The organism is Serratia sp. AR11, assembly GCF_056376275.1.
Genome location: NZ_CM150739.1, coordinates 5,404,120 through 5,426,975 on the forward strand (window position 1 = coordinate 5,404,120; position 22,856 = coordinate 5,426,975).

18 protein-coding genes are annotated in these 22,856 nt (G+C 54.8%); 12 read left to right on the top strand and 6 right to left on the bottom strand.

Features of this window, described 5'->3' with window-relative positions; translation table 11 throughout:
* The first annotated feature begins 265 nt into the window (after positions 1-265).
* Genes gmk through recG form a run of 5 tightly spaced genes read left to right on the top strand, consistent with a single transcriptional unit; the run spans position 266 to position 6,129 of the window.
* Entirely contained in the window at positions 266-889 is a 624-nt protein-coding gene (gene gmk / locus ACSOSI_RS25505; protein WP_012147536.1) for a guanylate kinase, read from the top strand.
* 54 nt (positions 890-943) lie between these two features.
* On the top strand, positions 944-1,219 hold the full coding sequence (gene rpoZ, locus ACSOSI_RS25510) for a DNA-directed RNA polymerase subunit omega (protein ID WP_004953385.1): 276 nt from the start codon (positions 944-946) through the stop codon (positions 1,217-1,219).
* A 19-nt stretch (positions 1,220-1,238) separates the two neighbouring features.
* Entirely contained in the window at positions 1,239-3,350 is a 2,112-nt protein-coding gene (gene spoT / locus ACSOSI_RS25515; protein ID WP_012147537.1) for a bifunctional GTP diphosphokinase/guanosine-3',5'-bis pyrophosphate 3'-pyrophosphohydrolase, read from the top strand.
* Between the two features lie 5 nt (positions 3,351-3,355).
* The gene (gene trmH / locus ACSOSI_RS25520) at positions 3,356-4,051 is read left to right on the top strand and encodes a tRNA (guanosine(18)-2'-O)-methyltransferase TrmH (RefSeq protein ID WP_012147538.1); all 696 of its coding nucleotides are present in this window, start codon (positions 3,356-3,358) and stop codon (positions 4,049-4,051) included.
* A complete protein-coding gene (gene recG, locus ACSOSI_RS25525) occupies positions 4,048-6,129 on the top strand; it encodes an ATP-dependent DNA helicase RecG (RefSeq protein WP_476706343.1) in 2,082 nt (693 codons plus the stop codon). The genes trmH and recG overlap by 4 nt, the downstream gene beginning before the upstream one ends.
* A 59-nt stretch (positions 6,130-6,188) precedes the next feature.
* Here the strand turns inward: recG and gltS are convergent, their stop codons facing one another.
* On the bottom strand, positions 6,189-7,400 hold the full coding sequence (gltS, locus tag ACSOSI_RS25530) for a sodium/glutamate symporter (RefSeq protein WP_017894460.1): 1,212 nt from the start codon (positions 7,398-7,400) through the stop codon (positions 6,189-6,191).
* 242 nt (positions 7,401-7,642) lie between these two features.
* On the opposite strand from gltS, the gene ACSOSI_RS25535 reads away from it, so the two are divergent.
* The 3 genes from ACSOSI_RS25535 to ACSOSI_RS25545 all read left to right on the top strand — a co-directional run bounded on the left by ACSOSI_RS25535 (position 7,643) and on the right by ACSOSI_RS25545 (position 13,144).
* A complete protein-coding gene (locus tag ACSOSI_RS25535) occupies positions 7,643-9,043 on the top strand; it encodes a nucleobase:cation symporter-2 family protein (protein WP_476706344.1) in 1,401 nt (466 codons plus the stop codon).
* Positions 9,044-9,173: 130 nt separating this feature from the next.
* Positions 9,174-10,835: an AsmA family protein gene (locus tag ACSOSI_RS25540; RefSeq protein WP_476706345.1), complete on the top strand. Its 1,662-nt coding sequence runs from the start codon at positions 9,174-9,176 to the stop codon at positions 10,833-10,835.
* A gap of 365 nt (positions 10,836-11,200) precedes the next feature.
* Entirely contained in the window at positions 11,201-13,144 is a 1,944-nt protein-coding gene (locus ACSOSI_RS25545; protein WP_476706346.1) for a S8 family peptidase, read from the top strand.
* A gap of 119 nt (positions 13,145-13,263) precedes the next feature.
* Here ACSOSI_RS25545 and fabY read toward each other — a convergent pair whose 3' ends face one another.
* The 5 genes from fabY to typA all read right to left on the bottom strand — a co-directional run bounded on the left by fabY (position 13,264) and on the right by typA (position 18,184).
* Positions 13,264-14,208 (bottom strand): fatty acid biosynthesis protein FabY, encoded by a 945-nt coding sequence (fabY, locus tag ACSOSI_RS25550; protein WP_017894465.1) that lies wholly within the window; start codon positions 14,206-14,208, stop codon positions 13,264-13,266.
* A gap of 23 nt (positions 14,209-14,231) precedes the next feature.
* A complete protein-coding gene (dtd, locus tag ACSOSI_RS25555) occupies positions 14,232-14,669 on the bottom strand; it encodes a D-aminoacyl-tRNA deacylase (RefSeq protein WP_012147545.1) in 438 nt (145 codons plus the stop codon).
* Complete coding sequence (locus ACSOSI_RS25560) at positions 14,666-15,556, bottom strand: virulence factor BrkB family protein (RefSeq protein ID WP_017894466.1); 891 nt, start codon at positions 15,554-15,556, stop codon at positions 14,666-14,668. Before ACSOSI_RS25560 ends, dtd begins: the two co-directional genes overlap by 4 nt.
* A gap of 49 nt (positions 15,557-15,605) precedes the next feature.
* Entirely contained in the window at positions 15,606-16,196 is a 591-nt protein-coding gene (gene yihX / locus ACSOSI_RS25565; protein ID WP_012147547.1) for a glucose-1-phosphatase, read from the bottom strand.
* Positions 16,197-16,360: 164 nt separating this feature from the next.
* Positions 16,361-18,184: a ribosome-dependent GTPase TypA gene (typA, locus tag ACSOSI_RS25570; RefSeq protein ID WP_012147548.1), complete on the bottom strand. Its 1,824-nt coding sequence runs from the start codon at positions 18,182-18,184 to the stop codon at positions 16,361-16,363.
* Positions 18,185-18,554: 370 nt separating this feature from the next.
* Between typA and glnA the strand changes: the two genes are divergently transcribed.
* The 4 genes from glnA to ACSOSI_RS25590 all read left to right on the top strand — a co-directional run bounded on the left by glnA (position 18,555) and on the right by ACSOSI_RS25590 (position 22,855).
* Complete coding sequence (gene glnA, locus ACSOSI_RS25575; protein WP_012147549.1) at positions 18,555-19,964, top strand: glutamate--ammonia ligase; 1,410 nt, start codon at positions 18,555-18,557, stop codon at positions 19,962-19,964.
* Between the two features lie 184 nt (positions 19,965-20,148).
* Positions 20,149-21,198, top strand: a complete 1,050-nt coding sequence (gene glnL / locus ACSOSI_RS25580) for a nitrogen regulation protein NR(II) (RefSeq protein ID WP_012147550.1) — start codon at positions 20,149-20,151, stop codon at positions 21,196-21,198.
* A gap of 8 nt (positions 21,199-21,206) precedes the next feature.
* The gene (gene glnG, locus ACSOSI_RS25585; RefSeq protein WP_012147551.1) at positions 21,207-22,619 is read left to right on the top strand and encodes a nitrogen regulation protein NR(I); all 1,413 of its coding nucleotides are present in this window, start codon (positions 21,207-21,209) and stop codon (positions 22,617-22,619) included.
* Between the two features lie 113 nt (positions 22,620-22,732).
* Complete coding sequence (locus ACSOSI_RS25590) at positions 22,733-22,855, top strand: YshB family small membrane protein (RefSeq protein WP_017894468.1); 123 nt, start codon at positions 22,733-22,735, stop codon at positions 22,853-22,855.
* The last annotated feature ends 1 nt before the right edge of the window (position 22,856 follow it).

Genomic DNA, 22,856 nt, shown 5'->3' on the forward strand with positions numbered 1-22,856 from the left:
CGGCAGTAAATCCGGGAAGTGAAGGCACGGCAATGGCCAATGAGTCGTTATGCAAAACGGCTCCAGAAAAGCAGATCGCGTTGCAGAAAACCGCCAAAACTTAGCGATACGCTGCGCAAACCCGCCAGTTTGAGGTTTTTTCAGCACAAAGCGGCGGGCAAAATGCGAGCTAACGCTGCATCCGGCTCGTTAGCCGTGTATACTGTGCGGAGAAAATACACATCCGCTGTTATTGGCATATCAACCGCTATCAACGAACATCATCATGGCTCAAGGCACGCTTTATATTGTCTCTGCCCCCAGTGGCGCAGGGAAATCAAGTCTGATTCAGGCTTTGTTAAAGACGCAACCGCTGTACGACACGCAGGTTTCGGTTTCGCACACCACGCGCGACAGTCGCCCGGGTGAACAGCACGGCGATCATTATTTCTTCGTCTCAAAAGATGAATTCTGCCAAATGATTGAGCAGGATGCGTTTCTTGAGCACGCGGAAGTGTTCGGCAACTATTACGGGACCTCACGTGCCGCTATTGAGCAAGTGTTGTCGACCGGCGTAGACGTTTTCCTGGATATCGACTGGCAGGGCGCACAGCAAATTCGCGCCAAAATGCCACAGGCGCGCAGCATCTTTATTTTGCCGCCGTCGAAGGACGAACTTGGCCGTCGCCTGCGTGGCCGCGGGCAAGACTCGGATGAGGTGATCGCCAAACGCATGGCTCAGGCCGTGGCCGAAATGGCACACTACGCGGAGTATGATTATTTAATCGTGAACGATGATTTCGATCTGGCCCTGTCCGATCTGAAAACCATTATTCGCGCCGAACGCCTGCGTTTAGGCCGCCAATTACTGCGGCATGACGCTTTAATCAGCAAACTATTGGCAGACTGAAGACAGTTTCAGTATTATGCCCAGTCTTTTCGTCACCTGTGGAGTAGCACAAATATGGCACGCGTAACTGTTCAAGACGCTGTAGAGAAAATTGGTAACCGTTTTGACCTGGTGTTGGTCGCTGCTCGTCGGGCACGTCAAATCCAGACTGGCGGTAAAGATGCACTTGTTCCGGAAGAAAACGACAAGTACACCGTTATCGCGCTGCGCGAAATCGAAGAAGGCCTGATCACCAGCCAAATCCTCGATGTTCGTGATCGTCAGGAGCAGCAAGAGCAGGAAGCCGCAGAGATTCAAGCGGTTACCGCCATTGCTGAAGGTCGTCGTTAATTAGACTGCGAGTCTGCCTTTGTACCTGTTTGAAAGCCTGAATCTGCTGATTCAACGTTACCTGCCTGAGGAGCAGATTAAGCGCCTCAAACAGGCATACCTCGTTGCACGTGATGCTCACGAGGGACAGACACGCTCCAGCGGTGAGCCCTACATTACTCACCCGGTTGCCGTGGCCTGCATTCTGGCGGAAATGCGTCTCGATCATGAGACGCTGATGGCAGCCCTGCTGCACGACGTCATCGAAGATACCCCGGCCACCTACCAGGATATGGAACAGCTATTCGGCAAAAGCGTTGCCGAACTGGTTGAAGGCGTATCCAAGCTCGACAAGCTGAAGTTCCAGGATAAAAAAGAAGCTCAGGCGGAAAACTTCCGCAAGATGATCATGGCGATGGTGCAGGATATCCGCGTCGTGCTGATCAAGCTGGCCGACCGTACGCACAACATGCGCACTCTCGGTTCGCTGCGTCCTGACAAACGGCGGCGTATTGCACGTGAAACCCTGGAAATCTACAGCCCCCTGGCCCATCGCCTGGGTATTCACCACCTGAAAACCGAGCTGGAAGAGCTGGGTTTTGAGGCGTTGTACCCGAACCGTTATCGCGTAATCAAAGAAGTGGTGAAAGCCGCACGCGGTAACCGTAAAGAGATGATCCAGAAGATTCTCTCCGAGATCGAAGGGCGACTGACCGAGGCCGGCATTCCCTGCCGCGTCAGCGGACGGGAAAAACATCTGTATTCCATCTACCTCAAGATGCACCTGAAAGAACAGCGTTTCCATTCGATTATGGATATCTACGCGTTCCGGGTGATCGTGAAGGAAGTCGACACCTGCTACCGCGTGCTGGGCCAGGCTCACAGCCTGTACAAACCGCGTCCGGGCAGGGTCAAAGACTATATCGCCATTCCCAAGGCCAACGGCTATCAATCGCTGCACACCTCACTGATCGGCCCACATGGCGTACCGGTTGAAGTGCAGATCCGTACCGAAGATATGGATCAGATGGCCGAAATGGGGGTCGCCGCGCACTGGGCTTATAAAGAAAAAGAACAGGGCGAAACCGGCACCACCGCACAAATCCGCGCTCAGCGCTGGATGCAGAGCTTGCTGGAGCTGCAACAAAGCGCCGGCAGTTCGTTTGAATTTATCGAGAGCGTAAAATCCGATCTGTTCCCGGATGAGATTTACGTTTTCACCCCGGAAGGCCGCATTGTTGAATTGCCTGCGGGCGCAACGCCGGTCGACTTCGCCTACGCGGTGCACACCGATATCGGCCATGCCTGCGTTGGCGCACGTGTTGATCGCCAGCCATACCCGCTGTCACAGTCCTTGACCAGCGGGCAAACGGTCGAAATCATCACGGCTCCTGGTGCGCGGCCTAACGCCGCCTGGCTGAACTTTGTCGTCAGCTCAAAAGCGCGCGCAAAAATCCGCCAGATGCTGAAAAACCTCAAACGCGATGATTCAGTCGGCCTCGGCCGCCGCTTGTTAAATCATGCATTGGGCGGCAGTCGCAAACTGGCAGAGGTTCCGGCAGAAAATATCCAACACGAGTTGGATCGCATGAAACTGGCGACGCTGGACGACCTGTTGGCTGAAATCGGCTTGGGCAATGCCATGAGCGTGGTGGTAGCGAAAAACCTGCAGGGTGACCAGTCTAATCTGGGGGCCTCCTCTGGGGTTCGTAATCTGGCGATCAAGGGCTCAGACGGCGTGCTGATCACCTTCGCTAAATGCTGCCGACCTATTCCAGGCGATCCGATCATCGCCCACGTCAGCCCAGGCAAAGGCCTGGTGATCCACCATGAGTCCTGCCGAAATATCCGCGGCTACCAGAAAGAACCTGAAAAGTTCATGGCGGTAGAGTGGGATCAAGACATCGAGCAGGAATTCATCGCCGAGATCAAAGTGGACATGTTTAATCATCAGGGGGCACTGGCCAACCTGACGGCAGCCATCAATGCGGCTGAGTCCAATATTCAAAGCCTGAATACCGAAGAAAAAGACGGCCGGGTTTATAGTGCATTTATCCGTTTGACCACCCGCGATCGCATCCATCTGGCAAATATTATGCGTAAAATCCGTATCATGCCGGATGTGATTAAAGTTAACCGTAACCGAAATTAGCGCTTATGAGCCCTGAACGCTATGCGCGGATTTGTGAAATGCTGGCCACCCGGCAGCCGGATTTAACCGTCTGCCTGGAACAGGTTCACAAACCGCATAACGTCTCCGCCATTATCCGCACCGCCGACGCCGTCGGCGTGCATCAGGTGCATGCCGTGTGGCCAACCCCACGCATGCGAACCCTGGTTTCCTCCGCCGCCGGCAGCAACAGTTGGGTGAATGTCAAAACCCATCCCACCATCGTCGACGCCGTGACCCATTTGAAAGATCAGGGTATGCAGATCCTGGCAACCAATCTCTCCGCCCGCGCAGTAGACTTCCGCGAGGTGGATTACACCCGCCCGACCTGCGTGCTGCTGGGCCAGGAAAAAACCGGTATTACCGAAGAAGCCCTGCGGCTTGCCGATCAGGACATCATCATTCCAATGATCGGTATGGTGCAGTCACTCAACGTGTCGGTCGCCTCAGCATTGATCCTGTACGAAGCACAACGCCAGCGGCAAAATGCCGGTCTGTATCGCCGTGAGCACAGCATGCTCGACCAGGAAGAACAACAGCGCCTGCTGTTTGAAGGTGGTTATCCGGTGCTGGCAAACGTGGCCAAACGCAAAAGACTGCCGCGTCCGCACATTGATGAACAGGGCCAGGTGGTCGCCGATGCCGAATGGTGGGCAGCCATGCAAGCGACGGTACGCAAATGAAAGGCCGCCTGCTGGATGCTGTCCCACTCACCACACTTTCCGGCGTGGGTGCCAGCCAGGCGGGGAAACTGGCTAAAATTGGCCTGGAAACCATTCAGGATTTGCTGCTGCACCTGCCACTGCGCTACGAAGACCGCACCCGTCTCTATCCAATAAACGACCTGCAGCCGGGCATTTTTGCCACGGTGGAAGGTGAAGTACTGCGTACGGACATCAGTTTTGGCCGTCGACGTATGCTGACCTGCCAGATCAGTGACGGTACCGGCCTGCTCACCATGCGCTTCTTCAACTTCAATGCGGCGATGAAAAACAGCCTGGCAACCGGCCGTCGCGTAACCGCCTATGGTGAAGTCAAACGCGGCAATCACGGCGCAGAAATTATTCACCCGGAATACCGCATTCAGGGAGAAAGCAGCGAGGTTGAGCTGCAAGAATCACTGACCCCGGTCTACCCAACGACTGAAGGTATCCGGCAGGCTACGCTGCGCAAACTGACCGATCAGGCTCTGGAACTGTTGGATACCTGCGCCATCACCGAGCTGCTGCCGTCGGAACTGAGCGGTGGTTTGATGAGTCTGCCACAGGCATTGCATACCCTGCACCGCCCGCCGCCGGATATCCAGCTGGTTGATTTGGAACAGGGCAAACACCCGGCGCAAAAACGACTGATCATGGAAGAGCTGCTGGCGCATAACCTCAGTATGCTGGCGGTACGCGCCCGCGCTCAGAGCTATCAGGCGCTGCCTCTGATGCCGGATGATCGGCTTAAAACACAATTTCTCGCCCAGTTACCCTTTACACCGACCGGCGCCCAAGACCGCGTGGTGGCAGATATTGAAGCCGATATGCAAAAAGGCTTCCCGATGATGCGCCTGGTACAGGGCGACGTCGGCTCCGGTAAAACGCTGGTGGCTGCACTGGCCGCGCTACGCGCTATCGCCCACGGCAAGCAGGTGGCATTAATGGCGCCTACGGAACTGCTGGCCGAACAGCATGCCAACAATTTCCGCCAGTGGTTTGAACCGCTGGGATTAGAAGTTGGCTGGCTGGCCGGCAAGCAAAAAGGCAAGGCGCGTATCGCACAGCAAGAGGCTATTGCCAGTGGTCAGGTGTCGATGGTGGTCGGCACGCACGCCATCTTCCAGGAACAGGTGAAATTTTCCGGCCTGGCACTGGTGATCATCGACGAACAGCACCGTTTTGGCGTCCACCAGCGACTGGCTCTATGGGAAAAGGGGGAGGAGCAAGGCTTCCATGCCCATCAGTTGATCATGACCGCCACCCCCATCCCACGCACGCTGGCAATGACCGCCTATGCCGATCTCGACACCTCGGTGATCGACGAGCTGCCCCCGGGCAGAACGCCGGTCACTACCGTCGCGATACCCGATACCCGGCGCGCCGATATAATCCAGCGGGTGAAAAGCGCTTGTCTGGAAGAAGGCCGGCAAGCTTATTGGGTTTGTACGCTGATCGAAGAGTCTGAACTACTCGAAGCCCAGGCCGCAGAAGCCACCTGGGAAGAGCTGAAAACCGCGCTGCCGGAGCTGAAAGTCGCGTTGATACATGGCCGAATGAAAGCGCAAGAGAAGCAGGCGGTGATGCAGGCCTTTAAACAAGGCGAGCTCCAGCTGTTGGTGGCGACAACGGTGATCGAGGTCGGTGTCGACGTGCCAAATGCCAGCCTGATGATCATCGAAAACCCGGAGCGGTTAGGGTTGGCACAGTTGCATCAGCTGCGTGGCCGCGTGGGCCGTGGTGCCGTGGCGTCACATTGCGTGTTGCTGTACAAAACGCCACTGAGCAAAACCGCACAGAAGCGGCTGCAGGTGCTGCGTGACAGCAATGACGGCTTCGTCATTGCCCAGCAGGATCTGGAGATCCGTGGCCCCGGGGAGCTGCTTGGCACACGCCAAACCGGCAGCACCGAGTTTAAGGTAGCCGATTTACTACGCGATCAGGCGATGATCCCGGAAGTACAACGCGTCGCTCGTCATATCCATCAGCAATATCCGCAACATGCCCACGCCCTGATTGAACGCTGGTTACCGGAAAAGGCGCGTTACTCAAACGCCTAATTCCCTGCCAAAACAAAGGGCGCCAATCGGCGCCCTTCTGGTTTATTGCAATCTGCTAATCAACCTATCGCCGGGAACACCGGCAACAGCAGATACAGCTTAATCACAATCGCGTTGGCGATATCAATAAAGAACGCCCCCACCATCGGCACCACCAGAAACGCCAGGTGCGATGGGCCGAAGCGATCGGTAATCGCCTGCATATTGGCGATCGCCGTTGGCGTCGCACCCATGCCGAAGCCACAGTGGCCAGCAGCCAGAACCGCCGCATCGTAGTTTTTGCCCATCACCCGGTAGGTGACGAAAATCGCGTACAGCGCCATCACCAGCGTTTGCACCGCCAGGATCGCCAACATCGGCAGCGCCAACGAAGCCAGCTCCCATAGCCGCAGGCTCATCAATGCCATGGCCAGGAACAGCGACAGGCTGACGTTACCCAGCACCGATACCGCGCGTTCAAACACGGTATAAAAGCCGGTAAAGGCCAGGGTGTTGCTGAGGATGACGCCAACAAACAGCACGCAGACGAAGTTTGGCAGTTCAAACACCGTACCATTCAACAGGCCGGCGATAAGCTGCCCCAGACTCAGACAGATGGCGATCATGGCGATGGTTTCAATCATGACCAGCGAGGTGATCAAACGACCGCTCTCCGGCTTTTCAAAACCGCTTGGCTGGACGCTGTCATCCGGCGTGCCTTCCGGCGTGGACGAGTGCTTCACCAGATAACGCGCAACCGGGCCGCCGATCAGGCCACCCAGTACCAGCCCGAAGGTGGCACAGGCCATCGCCACTTCCGTGGCGTTTTCAAACCCGTAGCGTTCGATAAACAGCTTGCTCCAGGCCGCCCCGGTGCCATGGCCACCGGACAAGGTGATGGAGCCGGCAATCAGACCCATCAGCGGATCCAGACCCAGCATTTTTGCCATGCCGATGCCGATGGCGTTCTGCACCAGCAGCAGGCCCAGCACCACAAACAGGAACACCATTAATGCCTTGCCGCCCGCACGCAATCGCGCCAGGTTGGCATTCAGACCGATGGTGGCGAAGAAGGCCAGCATCAACGGGTCTTTTAGCGACATATCGAAGCTGATTTCCCAGTTAACCAGCTTTTTCAGGGCTAACAACAGAAGCGCCACCAGCAAACCACCGGCGACAGGGGCGGGGATAGTGTATTTTCTCAACAGGGGAATGCTGGTGACACATTTGCCCCCGAGGAGCAAAACCAATGTTGCCGCGACTAACGTGCCATAAGTATCAAGATGAAACATCCAGGTACTCCATGTAAGGGGAAAGATCCAATTAAGAAATAATAAGTTATAGAAAACCGCTTAGTTTTTAAAACTTGATGAGTGCGGGATTAGAAGTAAAAAACGCTGATAACACAAGAAAAAATGAACGAAAATGCGACATAACCGGCGATAAAGCTAACATAACTTTAACGCGCAACCGTTTGCTTTTGTGGGTCAAATCATTAAAATGCCTGCTTTGCCGTTTCTGGAAATGCCACACCATGACCATGCCATCCGCCGAGCTCGATGCCGCGCAAAAAACCTCTGCCACACCTCGTAACAGTGAGCTGATTTATCGCCTGGAAGACCGCCCACCTCTGCCGCAAACGCTGTTTGCCGCCGGTCAGCACCTGTTGGCAATGTTTGTTGCGGTGATCACCCCGGCGCTGTTGATTTGTCAGGCGTTAGGGTTACCGGCACAAGATACTCAGCACATTATCAGCATGTCGCTGTTTGCCTCCGGTCTGGCCTCGATCCTGCAAATTAAAACCTGGGGACCGGTCGGTTCTGGCCTGCTGTCCATTCAGGGCACCAGCTTTAACTTTGTCTCGCCGCTGATTATGGGCGGTCTGGCGCTGAAAAACGGCGGTGCCGATGTTCCCACCATGATGGCAGCGCTGTTTGGCACGCTAATGGTCGCCTCCTGCACCGAAATCCTGTTGTCGCGCGTCCTTCACCTGGCACGCCGTATTATCACCCCGCTGGTCTCCGGCATTGTGGTGATGATTATCGGTTTATCACTGATCCAGGTCGGGCTGACCTCCATCGGTGGCGGTTATGCCGCGATGAACGGGGGCAGCTTCGGCGCCCCTAAAAACCTGCTGCTGGCCGGTGCGGTATTATTGGTCATCATTCTGCTTAACCGTCAGCGCAACCCCTACCTGCGCGTTGCCTCACTGGTGATTGCCATGGCGGTCGGCTATCTGCTGGCCTGGGCCATGGATATGTTGCCGCAAAGCCAACCGGCTCCCGAGACGGCAGCCATAGTCATCCCAACGCCGCTCTATTACGGTCTGGGCTTTGACTGGAACCTGCTGTTACCTCTGATGTTGATCTTTATGGTCACCTCACTGGAAACCATCGGCGATATCACCGCCACCTCGGACGTGTCGGAACAGCCGGTCAGCGGTCCGCTGTATATGAAGCGCCTGAAGGGCGGCGTGTTGGCTAACGGCCTGAACTCGATGTTGTCGGCAGTATTCAACACCTTCCCCAACTCCTGCTTTGGTCAGAACAATGGCGTGATCCAACTGACCGGTGTTGCCAGCCGCTATGTCGGTTTCGTGGTGGCGCTGATGCTGATCGTACTGGGGCTATTCCCGGCGGTGGCCGGTTTCGTGCAACATATTCCCGAGCCGGTCCTGGGCGGTGCAACCCTGGTGATGTTCGGCACCATCGCCGCATCTGGCGTGCGTATCGTGTCTCGCGAACGACTGAATCGCCGCGCAATCATGATCATGGCGCTGTCTCTGGCGGTGGGTATGGGCGTTTCCCAGCAGCCGCTGATCCTGCAGTTCGCGCCGGACTGGCTGAAAACCCTGCTCTCCTCAGGCATTGCTGCCGGGGGTATCACTGCTATCGTGCTGAACCTGGTGTTCCCACACGAACACGAAAAGCCATAATCGGCCACGCTGACGGTTAAACGGCCGCTCGCGGCCGTTTTTTTATTGCCTATCAGACCATTGCACTTGAGATGCCCGGCCAATTGCGGCATAAACAGGGTATCTTTTTTGACCGACGCGGATGTAGACGATGAAATTTATCGGGAAACTGTTGCTGACGTTGCTGCTGCTGGTAGTGCTTGCCATTGCGCTGTTGTACGTCATTGGGCAAACCCGTTGGGCCGCGGGCTACTTGAGCCGCTGGGTCAGCGATAACAGTGAATATCGCCTGTCGGTAGCGAAGATCTCGCACTCGTGGGACCAGCCGGGTCAAATCAGCCTGGAAGACGTTCAATTAGCGACAAAGAATCAGCCACCCTCGCTGGTCGCCAAGCGACTGGATTTAGGCCTCAGCCTGCGCCAACTTACCGAGCCGCGTTATTTCCATAGCGTAACGCTACGAGAGGGTACGCTTAAGCTACCTCAGCAAAATGCTGTATTGCCGATTCGGGCCGATGTACTGCAGCTGAGCAATATGGCGCTGCAAGCCAACGATGAAACCTGGCAGCTTAGTGCTCAACAGGTCAATGCCGGCATCACGCCATGGCAACCTAAAGCCAGTCATCCATTGGGTGAAAACAATCAGTTCCAGTTCAGCGCCGGTTCAATGACGCTAAACGGCATCCCCGCCTCACAGGTATTGGTGCAGGGCGAGCTTAAACAAAACCAGTTGCTGCTCAGCAACTTCGGTGCCGACCTGGCGCAAGGTGATTTGACTGGCGTAGCCACCCGCGCCGCCGATGGCAGCTGGCAGGTAGAGCGCCTGCGGTTGAGTGGCGTGCGTATGCAGACACCCCTGACGCTGGAACAGTTCTGGCAGCGCTTTACCGCCCTGCCGCCGATCACACTCAAACGTTTTGATCTGATCGATGCGCGGCTGGAAGGCAAAGAATGGGCATTCAACGATCTCGATCTGTCGCTGCAAAACGTCACCTTCCAGCAGGGCGACTGGAGCAGTCCGGACGGTTCACTGAACTTCAACGCCAGCGATTTGATCAACGGCGGCTTCCACCTGATTGATCCAATCATGAATATGCGCCTCTCGCCGGCCGGCATTGCCATTCAACAGTTCACCACCCGCTGGGAAGGTGGGCTGTTGCGCACCTCCGGCAACTGGCTGCGCGCCAATAACCGCCTGCAACTCGACGAGGTGGCGGTCGCCGCGCTGGAGTATACCTTGCCCAGTGACTGGCGCGGACTGTGGCTACAAACGCTGCCACACTGGTTGGCGGAGGTATACGTCAACAAGCTGACCACCAACCGCAATCTGATCATCGATATCAATCCGGCCTTCCCGTTCCAGGTAACCGCGCTGGACGGCTACGGCAGTAACCTGCTGCTGGCACGCGACCACCAATGGGGCATCTGGTCCGGTACGCTGAACCTCAACGGCAGCGAAGCCACCTTCAACAAGATAGACGTTCGCCGCCCATCGTTGGCGCTGAACGCCAATGATGGGCAGATCAACGTCACCGATCTCAGTGCCTTTATGCCGCAGGGATTACTGGAAGCCAAAGCCACCATTGAGCAACTGCCGGGTAAACCCTTTACGCTGTCGCTCAATGGGCGTTCGGTACCGGTGAACACCCTGCAACAATGGGGATGGCAGCAGGTCCCATTGGAAGGTGACGGTAACCTGCAATTACAGTTGAAAGGTCTACTGAACAGCGATGGACCCTTTAAGGCTTCATTGCAGGGCCGGTTGCAAGCCACCAGCAAAGGCGGGCAAACGCTGGAACAACAACTGCCTTAATGCAAAGGGCGGCCTACCCGCGTGATTTAGCGTGGTAAGCCGCCCTATGATGACCTGAACCGCGAATAAACTAACAACCCCGCCCCTCACAAATCCCCTTATATCTCTTAAAACGGCTTTTCTTAGATATATGTTATGCCCATGACCTTATGCTCTCCCGTTACCCGCCCTATATTAAAAATAATGAATTTTGATGGTTTTTAATAAACAGACCATTTTGTTGGTCGTTTTTTCAACGTATACCTGACTCTCATTGAATTTTATCCCTCTCAAGGATTATCTATTTTTAATGAGGTAAAGGTTTTTATTATAAATAGATATTCTAATGGGGTTTTAATACGGAAAAAACCAATTTAGAGGCCATTATGAGAAAGTCATTACTCCTTACCCTGTTCGCCATCTATTCTGTTAATGCCATGGCCAAGGCCGACTTCTATGCCACTGAAAATATTGAATATAGCTCGGTGGTGGTGAAGTTAAGCGATAAGGGGGTGAAGAATATAGGCGAAAATATACAGAGCAGGAATGGTGGGCAAAGTTTATCCTTGTACGGCAGTGATGGAGTGGAGATGAATTTTGAAAAATTATTTAAAGAAACTCAACGCGGTTCGCCGATTAGCCAGGCCAGTAGAAAAAATGGATTAAACAAGTATTACGCAGTGCAAATACCAGAAGGAAAAACTCATGATGTCGAATACATTAATAACATCGTAAGAATGTTTGAAAATGATAAAGATATCGATGTCATTTATCCTGCAGCCAAACCAGCATCAATGGATGAATACGTCACCGCATCTGGAGAGCTTCGCCATTTCTCATTAGACGATAATAAACCTTCATTACCCGAGCGCAACACCCGTCACGTTCCCTCCTTTGTCGATATGCAAGATTATCTTAAAGCGCCTGATGAACCACGAGCCGGTTATGCTCTGGGGGGCGTCAATGCGTTAAATGCACACAAGTCTTTTCCTGGTGCCAAAGGTGAAGGAGTCACGGTGATATCCAGCGAAAAAGGGCGTTGGAATAACGATCATATAGACCTGCCAAGAGCCATTTTCTCAATCGGCAAAGAGGTTGCCACCTCCCGTCATCACGATACGATGTCTCTGGGCATCATGGCCGGAAAAGACAACGGCTTTGGCGTATTGGGCATTGCCCATCAGGCTCAATTTGCCTATGTAGCCTGGCAAGTCTCTAATTTTGTAAACGGAATAAACTTACTAAAAGCAGGGGATGTAGTCCAGGTTGGTCAGCAAAGAGTAACATCTCTTATTCCAACTTCTACATGCTGGTCTGGGAATTGTTTTGTGCCGGTAGAAATTGAACAGGCCTGGTTTGATGCGATTAAGACCGCTACTGACAGCGGAATTCACGTCATTATGGCCGCTGGTAATGGTAACGTAAATCTTGATCACCCGGCTTTCCAGGGGCGATTTGATCGTAGCGTCAGGGATTCTGGCGCCATTATTGCCGGAGCCGTATGTGGAGTCGATGGCAAAAAGGCCATATTCAGCACTTATGGTTCCCGCATCGATAGCGCAAGCTGGGGTTGCTGGGACATTGCCACTACCACAGTAGACTATAAAGCCAACCTATGGGCTGAACCTAATGCGCAATATACCCAAGCATACTCAGGCACTTCAGCGGCAAATCCCATTATCGCCGGTGCCGCCGCCAGCCTGTCGGGGATAGCGAAACAACACGGCAGGTTACTCACACCAAGGCAGCTGCGTAAGCTGCTGACGGAAACCGGCACCCCGCTGGTGGATACCCATCAGCCGGTTGGTACCCAGCCTGATTTAATGAAAGCGGCGGAAAAAATGCTGGATGAAACCCCGCTGAATGAAGACCTGGCCATTTCTAATTTGCGGACGGAAATCATCCAACAAGGGCGTTCAATCCTGAGCTTTAGCGTTCGGGCGGAAGGAACCATAACGCTGGAGGCCGAAGTCACGGATCGACAAGGTAATAAAAAAGGCGTTGTTAAACAGAAAATTGAAAACGACAGCGTCATCGTGCAAATCCCACTGAGCGGCGTTACCGCGGGTAAGTATTCATTAAGATATAAGGCCGGTAATGAGAAAGGGGAGACGATTAAACAGGAAACGCTGAGCTTTACGCTGGCTGATGCCTCATCGGCAGCACCATGGGACAGTAACAAGGCCTATGACAAGCTCTGCAGTACCGTGGCCTATGACGGCAAAGAGTGGCAGAACGGCTGGTGGACCCGGGGCGATGTGCCTGGCGCGGCCGGTGAATGGGGCGTGTGGCGTATAAAGGGCGCAGATAATATGCACCCCGGGTGTTAACACGCCGTCGCGTTGCTGAGCTAACGCATGGGAGCTACCCTTTTGCTTTTTGGACTAGACCTCATAGCAAAATGGGTAACTCTCATCCTCATCCGTCAGTCTTGGCAAGACTCAGGGCATCAAACTATCGCCTCTGACCCCCCCTGGTCCAGAGGCACTTCCGGCTCGGCCGGCAGCACCATATAAGTCCCTTCAAACACCGCACCTCTGTCGTCGTCACCGAACAGGTGGACTTCCGCTTGTACTCGAGCACGGCGGCCACGCGCCAGACGCGCCAAATCACCGCTCAACGAACTGAGATCCGCCACCGCCCGCGGCCGACCGGTGATCGGCTTGCTGTAACGGATATGGGCATCCGCCAGAATAATGGTGCCGCCCAAATGGCGCTCACGCAGCAACAGCCAGATTAATCCCCAGGCGGTCAAGGTCGCCAGCGAGAACAGGCTACCGGCAAACAGCGTATGGTGCGGGTTCTGGTTGCCGATCTCCGGCATGGTGGTGACAAAGCGTTGACCCGTGTATTGGCTGATACGCACACCCATTTTCTCACTGAGCGGGATATGATCGTACCAGGCCTGCTGCAGCTGTCCGCACCAGTCGGGGCGATGCAGAATGTCGTCCAGCGTTGCCACGGGTTTGATCATCAGGAAGTGACGAATCGGCGTGGTCTGCGGCGCGGTGATCTCACCCTGATTGACGAAGCCCAGTTTGGCAAAGAAATCCACCGCATCTTCACGGGCGCTACACACCACCCGCTTTACGCTTTCCTGGCGTGCCACGGACTCCAGGGTCATGGCCACCAGCGTACCCAGGCCCTTGTCCTGCACCGTCGGGTCTACCGCCAGAAAACGAATCGCCGCCTCGTTGTCCGCATTAATATACAGCCGCCCAATAGCGACAATTTTCCCGCCCTCGTCCACCACCATTTGGTGATGCGCCATGGCGTCATAGGCATCCTTTTCCGACCCCACCGGCTGGTGCAGCGGCTTGCGCAGCATTTCCCAGCGGAACTGGTAATAATCCTTCAGTTCTTGTTCTGTTACCGGTACTCGTAGGTGATACATAGACGCTTTCTCTCTCAGAATACTTAGACTTGAAGCCAAAACGTCACTGGCCCGTCGTTCACCAGCGCAACTTTCATATCGGCCGCAAACTCACCGGTTTGGGTTTCTATGCCGCGCTCGCGGCACTGGCCAACAAAATATTGGTACAACCGGTCGGCCTCCTGCGGTACCGCGCCGCGAGAGAAGCTCGGACGCATCCCCTTTTGCGTGTCGGCCACCAGCGTGAACTGCGAGACCACCAGCAGGCTGCCCCCTGCCTGTTGGACATTGAGATTCATCTTGTCGTTCTCATCGCCAAAGATGCGGTATCCCAGTACACGCTCACACAGGCGAACGGCCTTCTGCTCGTTATCGTCCTGTTCCACGCCCAATAACACTAACAAACCGGGGCCGATGTTGCCTACCGTTTGCCCTTCAACCGTAACGCTGGCATTTAATACCCGCTGAATTAACGCAATCATAACTGCCCTTCTGGTGGCTGATCCTGTTGTTCCGCCTTCTGTTGGCGGTAGTCGCGGTATTCCCCAATGGTCACCGTGATTTCCGCGCCGAGTAACACGATACACCAGCTCCAGTAGACCCAGAGGAATAAAATGGGGATCACCGCCAGCACGCCGTAAATCAGCTGGTAAGACGGGAACATGGTGATGTACAAGGCAAAACCCTTCTTGCCCAGTTCAAACAGCACCCCGGCCACCAGCGCACCGATCAGTGCATCCTTGGGCGGCACCCGCACCGTCGGCACAATGCAATACAGCAGCCAGAAGGATATCCATGACAGGATCAGCGGAAATATACGCAGTACCTGATCCACCAGGCTGTTGACACCGCTCTGCGCCAACCAGTTGAGCGACAGCAGATAAGAGCTGATCGCCATGCTGGCACCGACCAACAGCGGCCCCAGGGTCAGTACCATCCAGTACACCGCGAAAGAAAACACGATTGGACGCTTGTTTTTGCTGCGCCAGATGGTATTGAGCACGCTATCCACCGAGGAGATCAACAACAGCGCGGTGACAATCAGCCCGCAAGTGCCGACGGCAGTCATTTTGTTGGAGTTGGCGACAAACTGCTCCAGATAACTCTGGATCACGTTGCCGGCGGCCGGCATGAAGTTGGAGAAGATAAAGCTTTTCAGCTGAACGCTGATATCGGAGAACATCGGGAACGCAGCAAACAGCGCGAACACCACGGTCACCAGGGGCACCAGCGACAGTAGGGAAACGTAAGCCAAATGGCCTGCCAACATAGTCAGGCCATCGCTATCGACGCGTTTGATCAGCAGCCGCCCAAAGGTGACGCCGGGTTTGATCGCAGAAGGCAGCTTCTTGCGGCGGAAAAATGACATAGCCACTCCTTGATGTCAGTTTGTACGCCTTAAGCTTAACCCTTTGCGGTCATTGGGCAAAATAAGCCGGCACCACGTCAGGATCGGTCACGTGCACCCCTTTAATCCCCAGAGCTTCAGCCGCGGCTACATTGGCCGCCACATCATCAAAAAACACGGCCTGGTCCGGCGGGGTATTTTCTGCGTTAAGAACATGCTGATAGATGTTGGCGTCCGGTTTGCGCATACCGATGTCCTGAGACAGGTACAGATGATCGGCGGCTTCCGCCACTTGCGGGTAGTGCTGCGGCCAGTAGTTGCAGTGCAGGCGGTTGGTGTTCGACAGCACCACGACACGGTGACCTTCGCTACGCAGACGTTTCATGATGTCGATCACTTCCGGGCGCAGGGCGACAAACACCGCCTGCCAACCGGTAGCGAACTGTTCGAAACTCAGAGCGATGCCCATCTCTTCACTCAGTTGCCCGGCAAAATCTTCATCGCTGATTTCACCGCGCTCATGCTGTTGGAACAACTCGCCCATAGTGAAACGTTCGGACAAGACCGCCAGTGGCGTACCGCTTAAATTGCTCCATACACCCAGTACACGTTTGAAATCGATATCGACGATCACATTACCTAAATCAAAGATATACAGCATAGTCCTCTCCTGATGGGCCGGTGAGATTTTACTGTAGCGGGAAAAACAGAGGCTGAATAGAGAGCAGGTGGAAAAGCGTATAGCACGCGGCAGAAATGGGAAAAGACAGAGGAAAAAACTCAGGGCGCTGGACGCGCCCTAAGTGTTGCAGACTAAATCAGCGATTAAGCTTCTTTAGGACCGCGGCTTGCACGCTTACGATCGTTTTCAGTCAGGTGACGTTTACGAATACGTACGGACGTTGGCGTAACTTCTACCAGTTCGTCATCATCGATGAATTCCAGAGCTTGCTCCAGGGACATCTTGATAGCAGGAACCAGGGTAGTCGCTTCGTCAGTACCGGAAGCACGCATGTTGGTCAGCTTCTTACCGGTCAGGCAGTTCACGGTCAGGTCGTTAGAACGTGAGTGAATACCGATGATCTGGCCTTCATACACTTCTGCACCGTGACCCAGGAACAGCTTGCCGCGATCTTGCAGACCGAACAGGGCGAATGCTACCGCCTTGCCCTGGCCGTTAGAGATCAGCACGCCGTTCTGGCGCTGGCCGATTTCACCCTGGCGCACGTCATCGTAGTGGCTGAAGGTGGAGTACAGCAGACCGGTACCGGAAGTCATGGTCATGAACTCGGTACGGAAACCGATCAGGCCACGCGCAGGGATCAGGTAATCCAGGCGAATACGACCTTTGCCATCTGGGATCATGTCCTTAACGTCACCTTTGCGCTCACCCATGGCTTGCATGACTGAACCCTGGTGCTGTTCTTCGATATCCAGCGTCACGTTTTCGAATGGCTCTTGCATGCGGCCATCGATTTTACGGTTGATAACTTTAGGACGGGAAACCGCCAGCTCGAAACCTTCACGACGCATGTTTTCGATCAGAACCGACAGGTGAAGTTCACCACGGCCAGATACGCGGAATGCATCAGCATCTTCGGTTTCTTCAACACGCAGTGCCACGTTGTGCACCAGCTCTTTGTTCAGACGGTCGAGGATCTGACGTGAAGTCACGTACTTGCCTTCTTTACCACAGAACGGAGAGGTGTTGACGTTGAAGTACATGGTTACCGTCGGTTCATCAACAGACAGTGCCGGCAGCGCTTCAACCGCGTTCACATCACAGATGGTGTCAGAGATGTTCAGCTCGCCCAGACCGGTGATAGCGATGATGTCACCCGCTTCAGCGATAGGCGCTTCGATACGCTCCAGACCCATGTGGGTCAGAACCTTGGCAACTTTACCGTTACGGGTTTTGCCTTCGCTATCAATGATAGTGATCTGTTGGTTCGGCTTGACCTTACCACGCTTGATACGGCCGATGCCGATAACGCCCACGTAGTTGTTGTAGTCCAGCTGAGAGATCTGCATCTGGAACGGTGCTTCGAGCTCAACCTGCGGTGCAGACACGTGGTCTACGATCGCCTGATACAGCGGGGTCATGTCTTCCGCCATCTCGTTGTGGTCAGTACCCGCGATCCCCATCAGTGCAGAAGCATAGATGATTGGGAAGTCGAGCTGCTCATCGGTCGCGTCGAGGTTAACGAACAGGTCGAAGACCTGATCAACAACCCAATCAGGACGTGCGCCCGGACGGTCAACCTTGTTGATTACCACGATCGGCTTCAGACCATTAGCAAACGCTTTTTTGGTCACGAAGCGGGTTTGCGGCATTGGGCCATCCATTGCATCCACAACCAGCAGCACCGAGTCAACCATTGACATCACACGCTCAACCTCACCGCCGAAGTCGGCGTGTCCTGGGGTATCCACGATGTTGATGCGGTAGTCTTTCCAATTAATGGCGGTGTTTTTAGCGAGGATGGTAATCCCACGCTCTTTCTCCAAATCGTTGGAGTCCATTACGCGTTCGGTGGCTTCTACACGCTCTCCGAAAGTACCGGATTGTTGCAGCAGCTTATCAACCAGGGTGGTCTTACCATGGTCAACGTGGGCAATAATGGCGATGTTACGCAAATTTTCGATCACAGCTTTGCCTCAGGCATTAGAAATAGCGCGCTATTGTACACGTATTAAGCGAGGGACTAAACAAGATCACAACAGTCTCTTATAAACAACTGTGTACAGGTCAGTATGTGATCCCTTTCACGGTGCAAAAAGCAGCATCTGGTGCACTTTTGCACCATTACAGTGCTCCACTCCGCATTGATTGCACCATTTAAGTGCAAACCGTCACTGATGGTGCATACTGATTCTGTGCAAAAGCCGCGCAGAAAGGCGATTAAAGCGCTTTCGCAAAGTTGGCACAGTTTTCGCTTTAGTCTTTTCAAGACAAAAAAAGCCAGTTCCACAGATTCGTTCCACGACGAAGACAATGACAAATCCGGGAGAGTTAAGTATGTCCGCTGAACACGTTTTGACGATGCTGAATGAGCATGAAGTGAAATTCGTAGACCTGCGTTTCACTGACACCAAGGGTAAGGAACAGCACGTTACCATCCCTTCTCATCAGGTAAATGCCGACTTCTTCGAAGAAGGTAAAATGTTTGACGGCTCCTCGATCGGTGGTTGGAAGGGCATCAACGAATCTGACATGGTGCTGATGCCAGACGCCAGCACGGCGGTATTGGATCCGTTCTTCGAAGAATCCACTCTGATCATTCGCTGCGATATCCTCGAGCCAGGCACCATGCAGGGCTACGACCGTGACCCGCGTTCAATCTCCAAGCGTGCAGAAGACTTCCTGCGTTCTTCCGGCATCGCGGACACCGTGCTGTTCGGGCCTGAGCCAGAATTCTTCCTGTTCGATGATATTCGTTTCGGCAGCAGCATCCGTGGTTCCCACGTAGCTATCGACGATATCGAAGGCGCATGGAACTCCGGCACCAAATACGATGGCGGCAACAAAGGTCACCGTCCGGCAGTCAAAGGCGGTTACTTCCCGGTTCCTCCGGTCGACTCGTCACAGGACATCCGTTCTACCATGTGTTTGACCATGGAAGAAATGGGCCTGGTGGTTGAAGCGCACCACCACGAAGTGGCAACCGCAGGTCAGAACGAAGTGGCAACCCGCTTCAACACCATGACCAAGAAAGCCGACGAAATCCAAATCTACAAATACGTGGTTCACAACGTGGCTCACGCATTTGGTAAAACCGCGACCTTCATGCCGAAACCTATGTTCGGTGATAACGGCTCCGGTATGCACTGCCACATGTCACTGTCCAAGAACGGGACTAACCTGTTCGCCGGCGACAAATACGGCGGCCTGTCTGAAACTGCCCTGTTCTACATCGGCGGCATCATCAAGCACGCCAAAGCGATCAACGCCCTGGCCAACCCGACCACCAACTCTTACAAGCGTCTGGTCCCAGGTTACGAAGCACCGGTGATGCTGGCTTACTCAGCCCGTAACCGTTCTGCTTCCATCCGTATCCCAGTGGTAGCAAGCCCGAAAGCGCGCCGTATCGAAGCCCGTTTCCCGGATCCAGCGGCCAACCCATACCTGTGCTTCGCAGCTCTGCTGATGGCAGGCCTGGACGGTGTGATTAACAAAATCCACCCTGGCGATGCCATGGACAAAAACCTGTATGACCTGCCACCGGAAGAAGAAGCTGAAATTCCAAAAGTTGCAGGCTCTCTGGATGAAGCGCTGGCTGCACTGAGCGAAGACCGCGAGTTCCTGACCCGCGGTGGCGTATTCACCGACGACGCGATCGACGCTTACATCGATCTGCGTAAAGAAGAAATGGACCGCGTTCGCATGACGCCACACCCGGTTGAGTTCGAACTGTACTACAGCGTTTAAGTTTTACCGCGCCGTCTGCGGACGGCGCTCAGATTTAGTTGTCTTTTTTTGTTGCCGTGGAAACTTTCTGCCCATCTTCGGATGGGTTTTTTTCTCCACCGTATTTTCTGCAAAACTATTCCGTGCCGCACGCAGGGCGGATGGAGTAGGATAGATGCACTAAAAAGGTGCAGGAGTCTGCTATATGGCAACTGGCAAGCTGCCCGATGCTGGGCAGATCCTCAATTCTCTCATCAACAGCATCCTGCTGTTGGATGACTCGCTGGCGGTTCATTACGCCAATCCGGCGGCACAACAACTGCTGGCACAAAGTTCCCGTAAACTTTTCGGTACACCGTTACCCGATCTGCTCGGCTATTTTTCGCTGAATGTCGATCTGATGCGTGAGAGCCTGCGCGCCGGCCAGGGCTTTACCGATAGCGAAGTGACCCTGGTGGTTGACGGGCGCGCGCATATCCTCTCCCTGACCGCCCAGACGCTGTCTGAAGGTTATATCCTGATAGAACTGGCGCCGATGGATAACCAACGTCGCCTGAGCCAGGAACAGCTGCAGCACGCCCAGCAAGTTGCCGCCCGCGATCTGGTTCGTGGCCTGGCGCATGAGATTAAAAATCCGCTTGGCGGGCTGCGCGGTGCGGCACAGTTGCTGGCCAAGGCTCTGCCCGATCCGTCGCTGACCGAATACACCAAGGTGATCATTGAACAGGCCGACCGCCTGCGCAATCTGGTCGATCGCCTGCTGGGCCCGCAACGGCCAGGCCAGCACATTACTCAAAGTATTCATCAGGTGGCGGAGCGAGTCTGCCAACTGGTGTCGCTGGAGAAGCCGGATAACGTAACGCTGGTACGCGACTACGACCCGAGCCTGCCGGAGTTGGCGCACGACCCGGATCAAATCGAACAGGTGTTGCTGAACATCACTCGCAATGCACTGCAGGCGCTGGGTGAAGCCGGTGGCACCATTACGCTGCGCACCCGAACCGCATTCCAGATCACCCTGCACGGCACCCGCTACCGGTTAGCGGCACGTATCGATATTGAAGATGACGGCCCCGGCGTACCGGCGCAGTTGCAGGACACGCTGTTTTACCCAATGGTCAGCGGCCGCGAAGGCGGTACCGGCCTGGGTTTATCTATCGCCCGTAATCTTATCGATCAGCATTGCGGAAAAATTGAATTTAACAGTTGGCCAGGACATACCGAATTCTCGGTTTACCTGCCTATTCGCCAGTGAGGTTTTCTATGCAACGAGGGATAGTCTGGATCGTCGATGACGATAGCTCCATCCGCTGGGTGCTTGAACGCGCGCTCACTGGAGCGGGTGTGAGTTGCGTGACCTTTGAAAATGGCAATGCGGTACTGGAAGCCCTGGCCACGCAAACTCCTGACGTGTTGCTGTCTGACATCCGCATGCCGGGTATGGATGGTCTGGCGTTGCTCAAGCAGATCAAGCAGCGTCACCCCATGCTTCCGGTCATCATAATGACGGCACATTCGGATTTGGACGCCGCGGTCAGCGCCTACCAGCAAGGAGCGTTCGATTACCTGCCAAAACCCTTTGATATCGATGAAGCGGTCGCGCTGGTAGAGCGCGCCATCAGCCATTATCAGGAACAGCAACAACCGGCACGCAGCCAGCCGGCCAACGACCCGGTGGCGGACATTATCGGCGAAGCCCCGGCGATGCAGGACGTGTTCCGCATCATTGGCCGTCTGTCGCGTTCATCGATCAGCGTGCTGATCAACGGCGAATCCGGCACCGGTAAAGAGCTGGTGGCCCATGCCCTGCATCGCCACAGCCCGCGAGCCAAATCTCCGTTTATCGCGTTGAATATGGCGGCGATCCCTAAAGACCTGATCGAATCCGAGCTGTTCGGCCACGAGAAAGGGGCTTTTACCGGCGCCAATCAGATCCGTCAGGGCCGTTTTGAGCAGGCCGACGGCGGAACGCTGTTCCTGGATGAAATCGGCGATATGCCGCTGGATGTTCAAACCCGTTTACTGCGGGTGCTGGCCGATGGTCAATTCTACCGGGTCGGTGGATACGCGCCGGTGAAGGTGGACGTGCGCATTATCGCCGCCACCCATCAGAACCTGGAGCTGCGGGTACAGGAAGGTAAATTCCGTGAAGATCTGTTCCATCGCCTGAACGTCATTCGCGTACATCTGCCACCGTTGCGTGAACGTCGTGAGGACATACCTCGTCTGGCGCGCTACTTCCTGCAAGTGGCGGCAAAAGAGCTGGGCGTTGAGGCGAAGAATCTGCATCCGGAAACCGAAACCGCCCTGACCCGTCTGCCGTGGCCAGGTAACGTGCGTCAGTTGGAAAACACCTGTCGCTGGTTAACCGTGATGGCCGCCGGGCAGGAAGTGCTGATTCAGGATCTGCCGAGTGAGCTGTTTGAAACCGCTGCGCCGGAAACGGCCGGCCACAGCTTGCCGGACAGTTGGGCTACGCTACTGGCGCAGTGGGCCGACCGGGCACTGCGTTCCGGTCATCAAAACTTGCTGTCGGAAGCGCAACCGGAAATGGAGCGCACCTTGCTCACTACCGCGCTGCGCCATACCCAGGGGCATAAGCAGGAAGCCGCTCGCTTGCTGGGTTGGGGCCGCAATACGTTAACGCGCAAGTTGAAAGAGTTGGGAATGGAATAGTTTGCGTTGTTGATTATAAAAAACATAATCAAGCGCACAAAAAATCGACGGTTTCAGGCTTTACAGCCGCTCTGCCGGCAGTATGATCGGGGCGCACACTCTGGAGGCTCTCGATGCTGGACTCATTGGTCGCATTCATTTCCCAAGGCGCGGAGCTTGGCTCTGCCGCCAGCCACACACCACAGGCAGCCGTTGCTGCGGTGTTGTGCGCCGCACTGATTAATTTCTTCAGTTAAA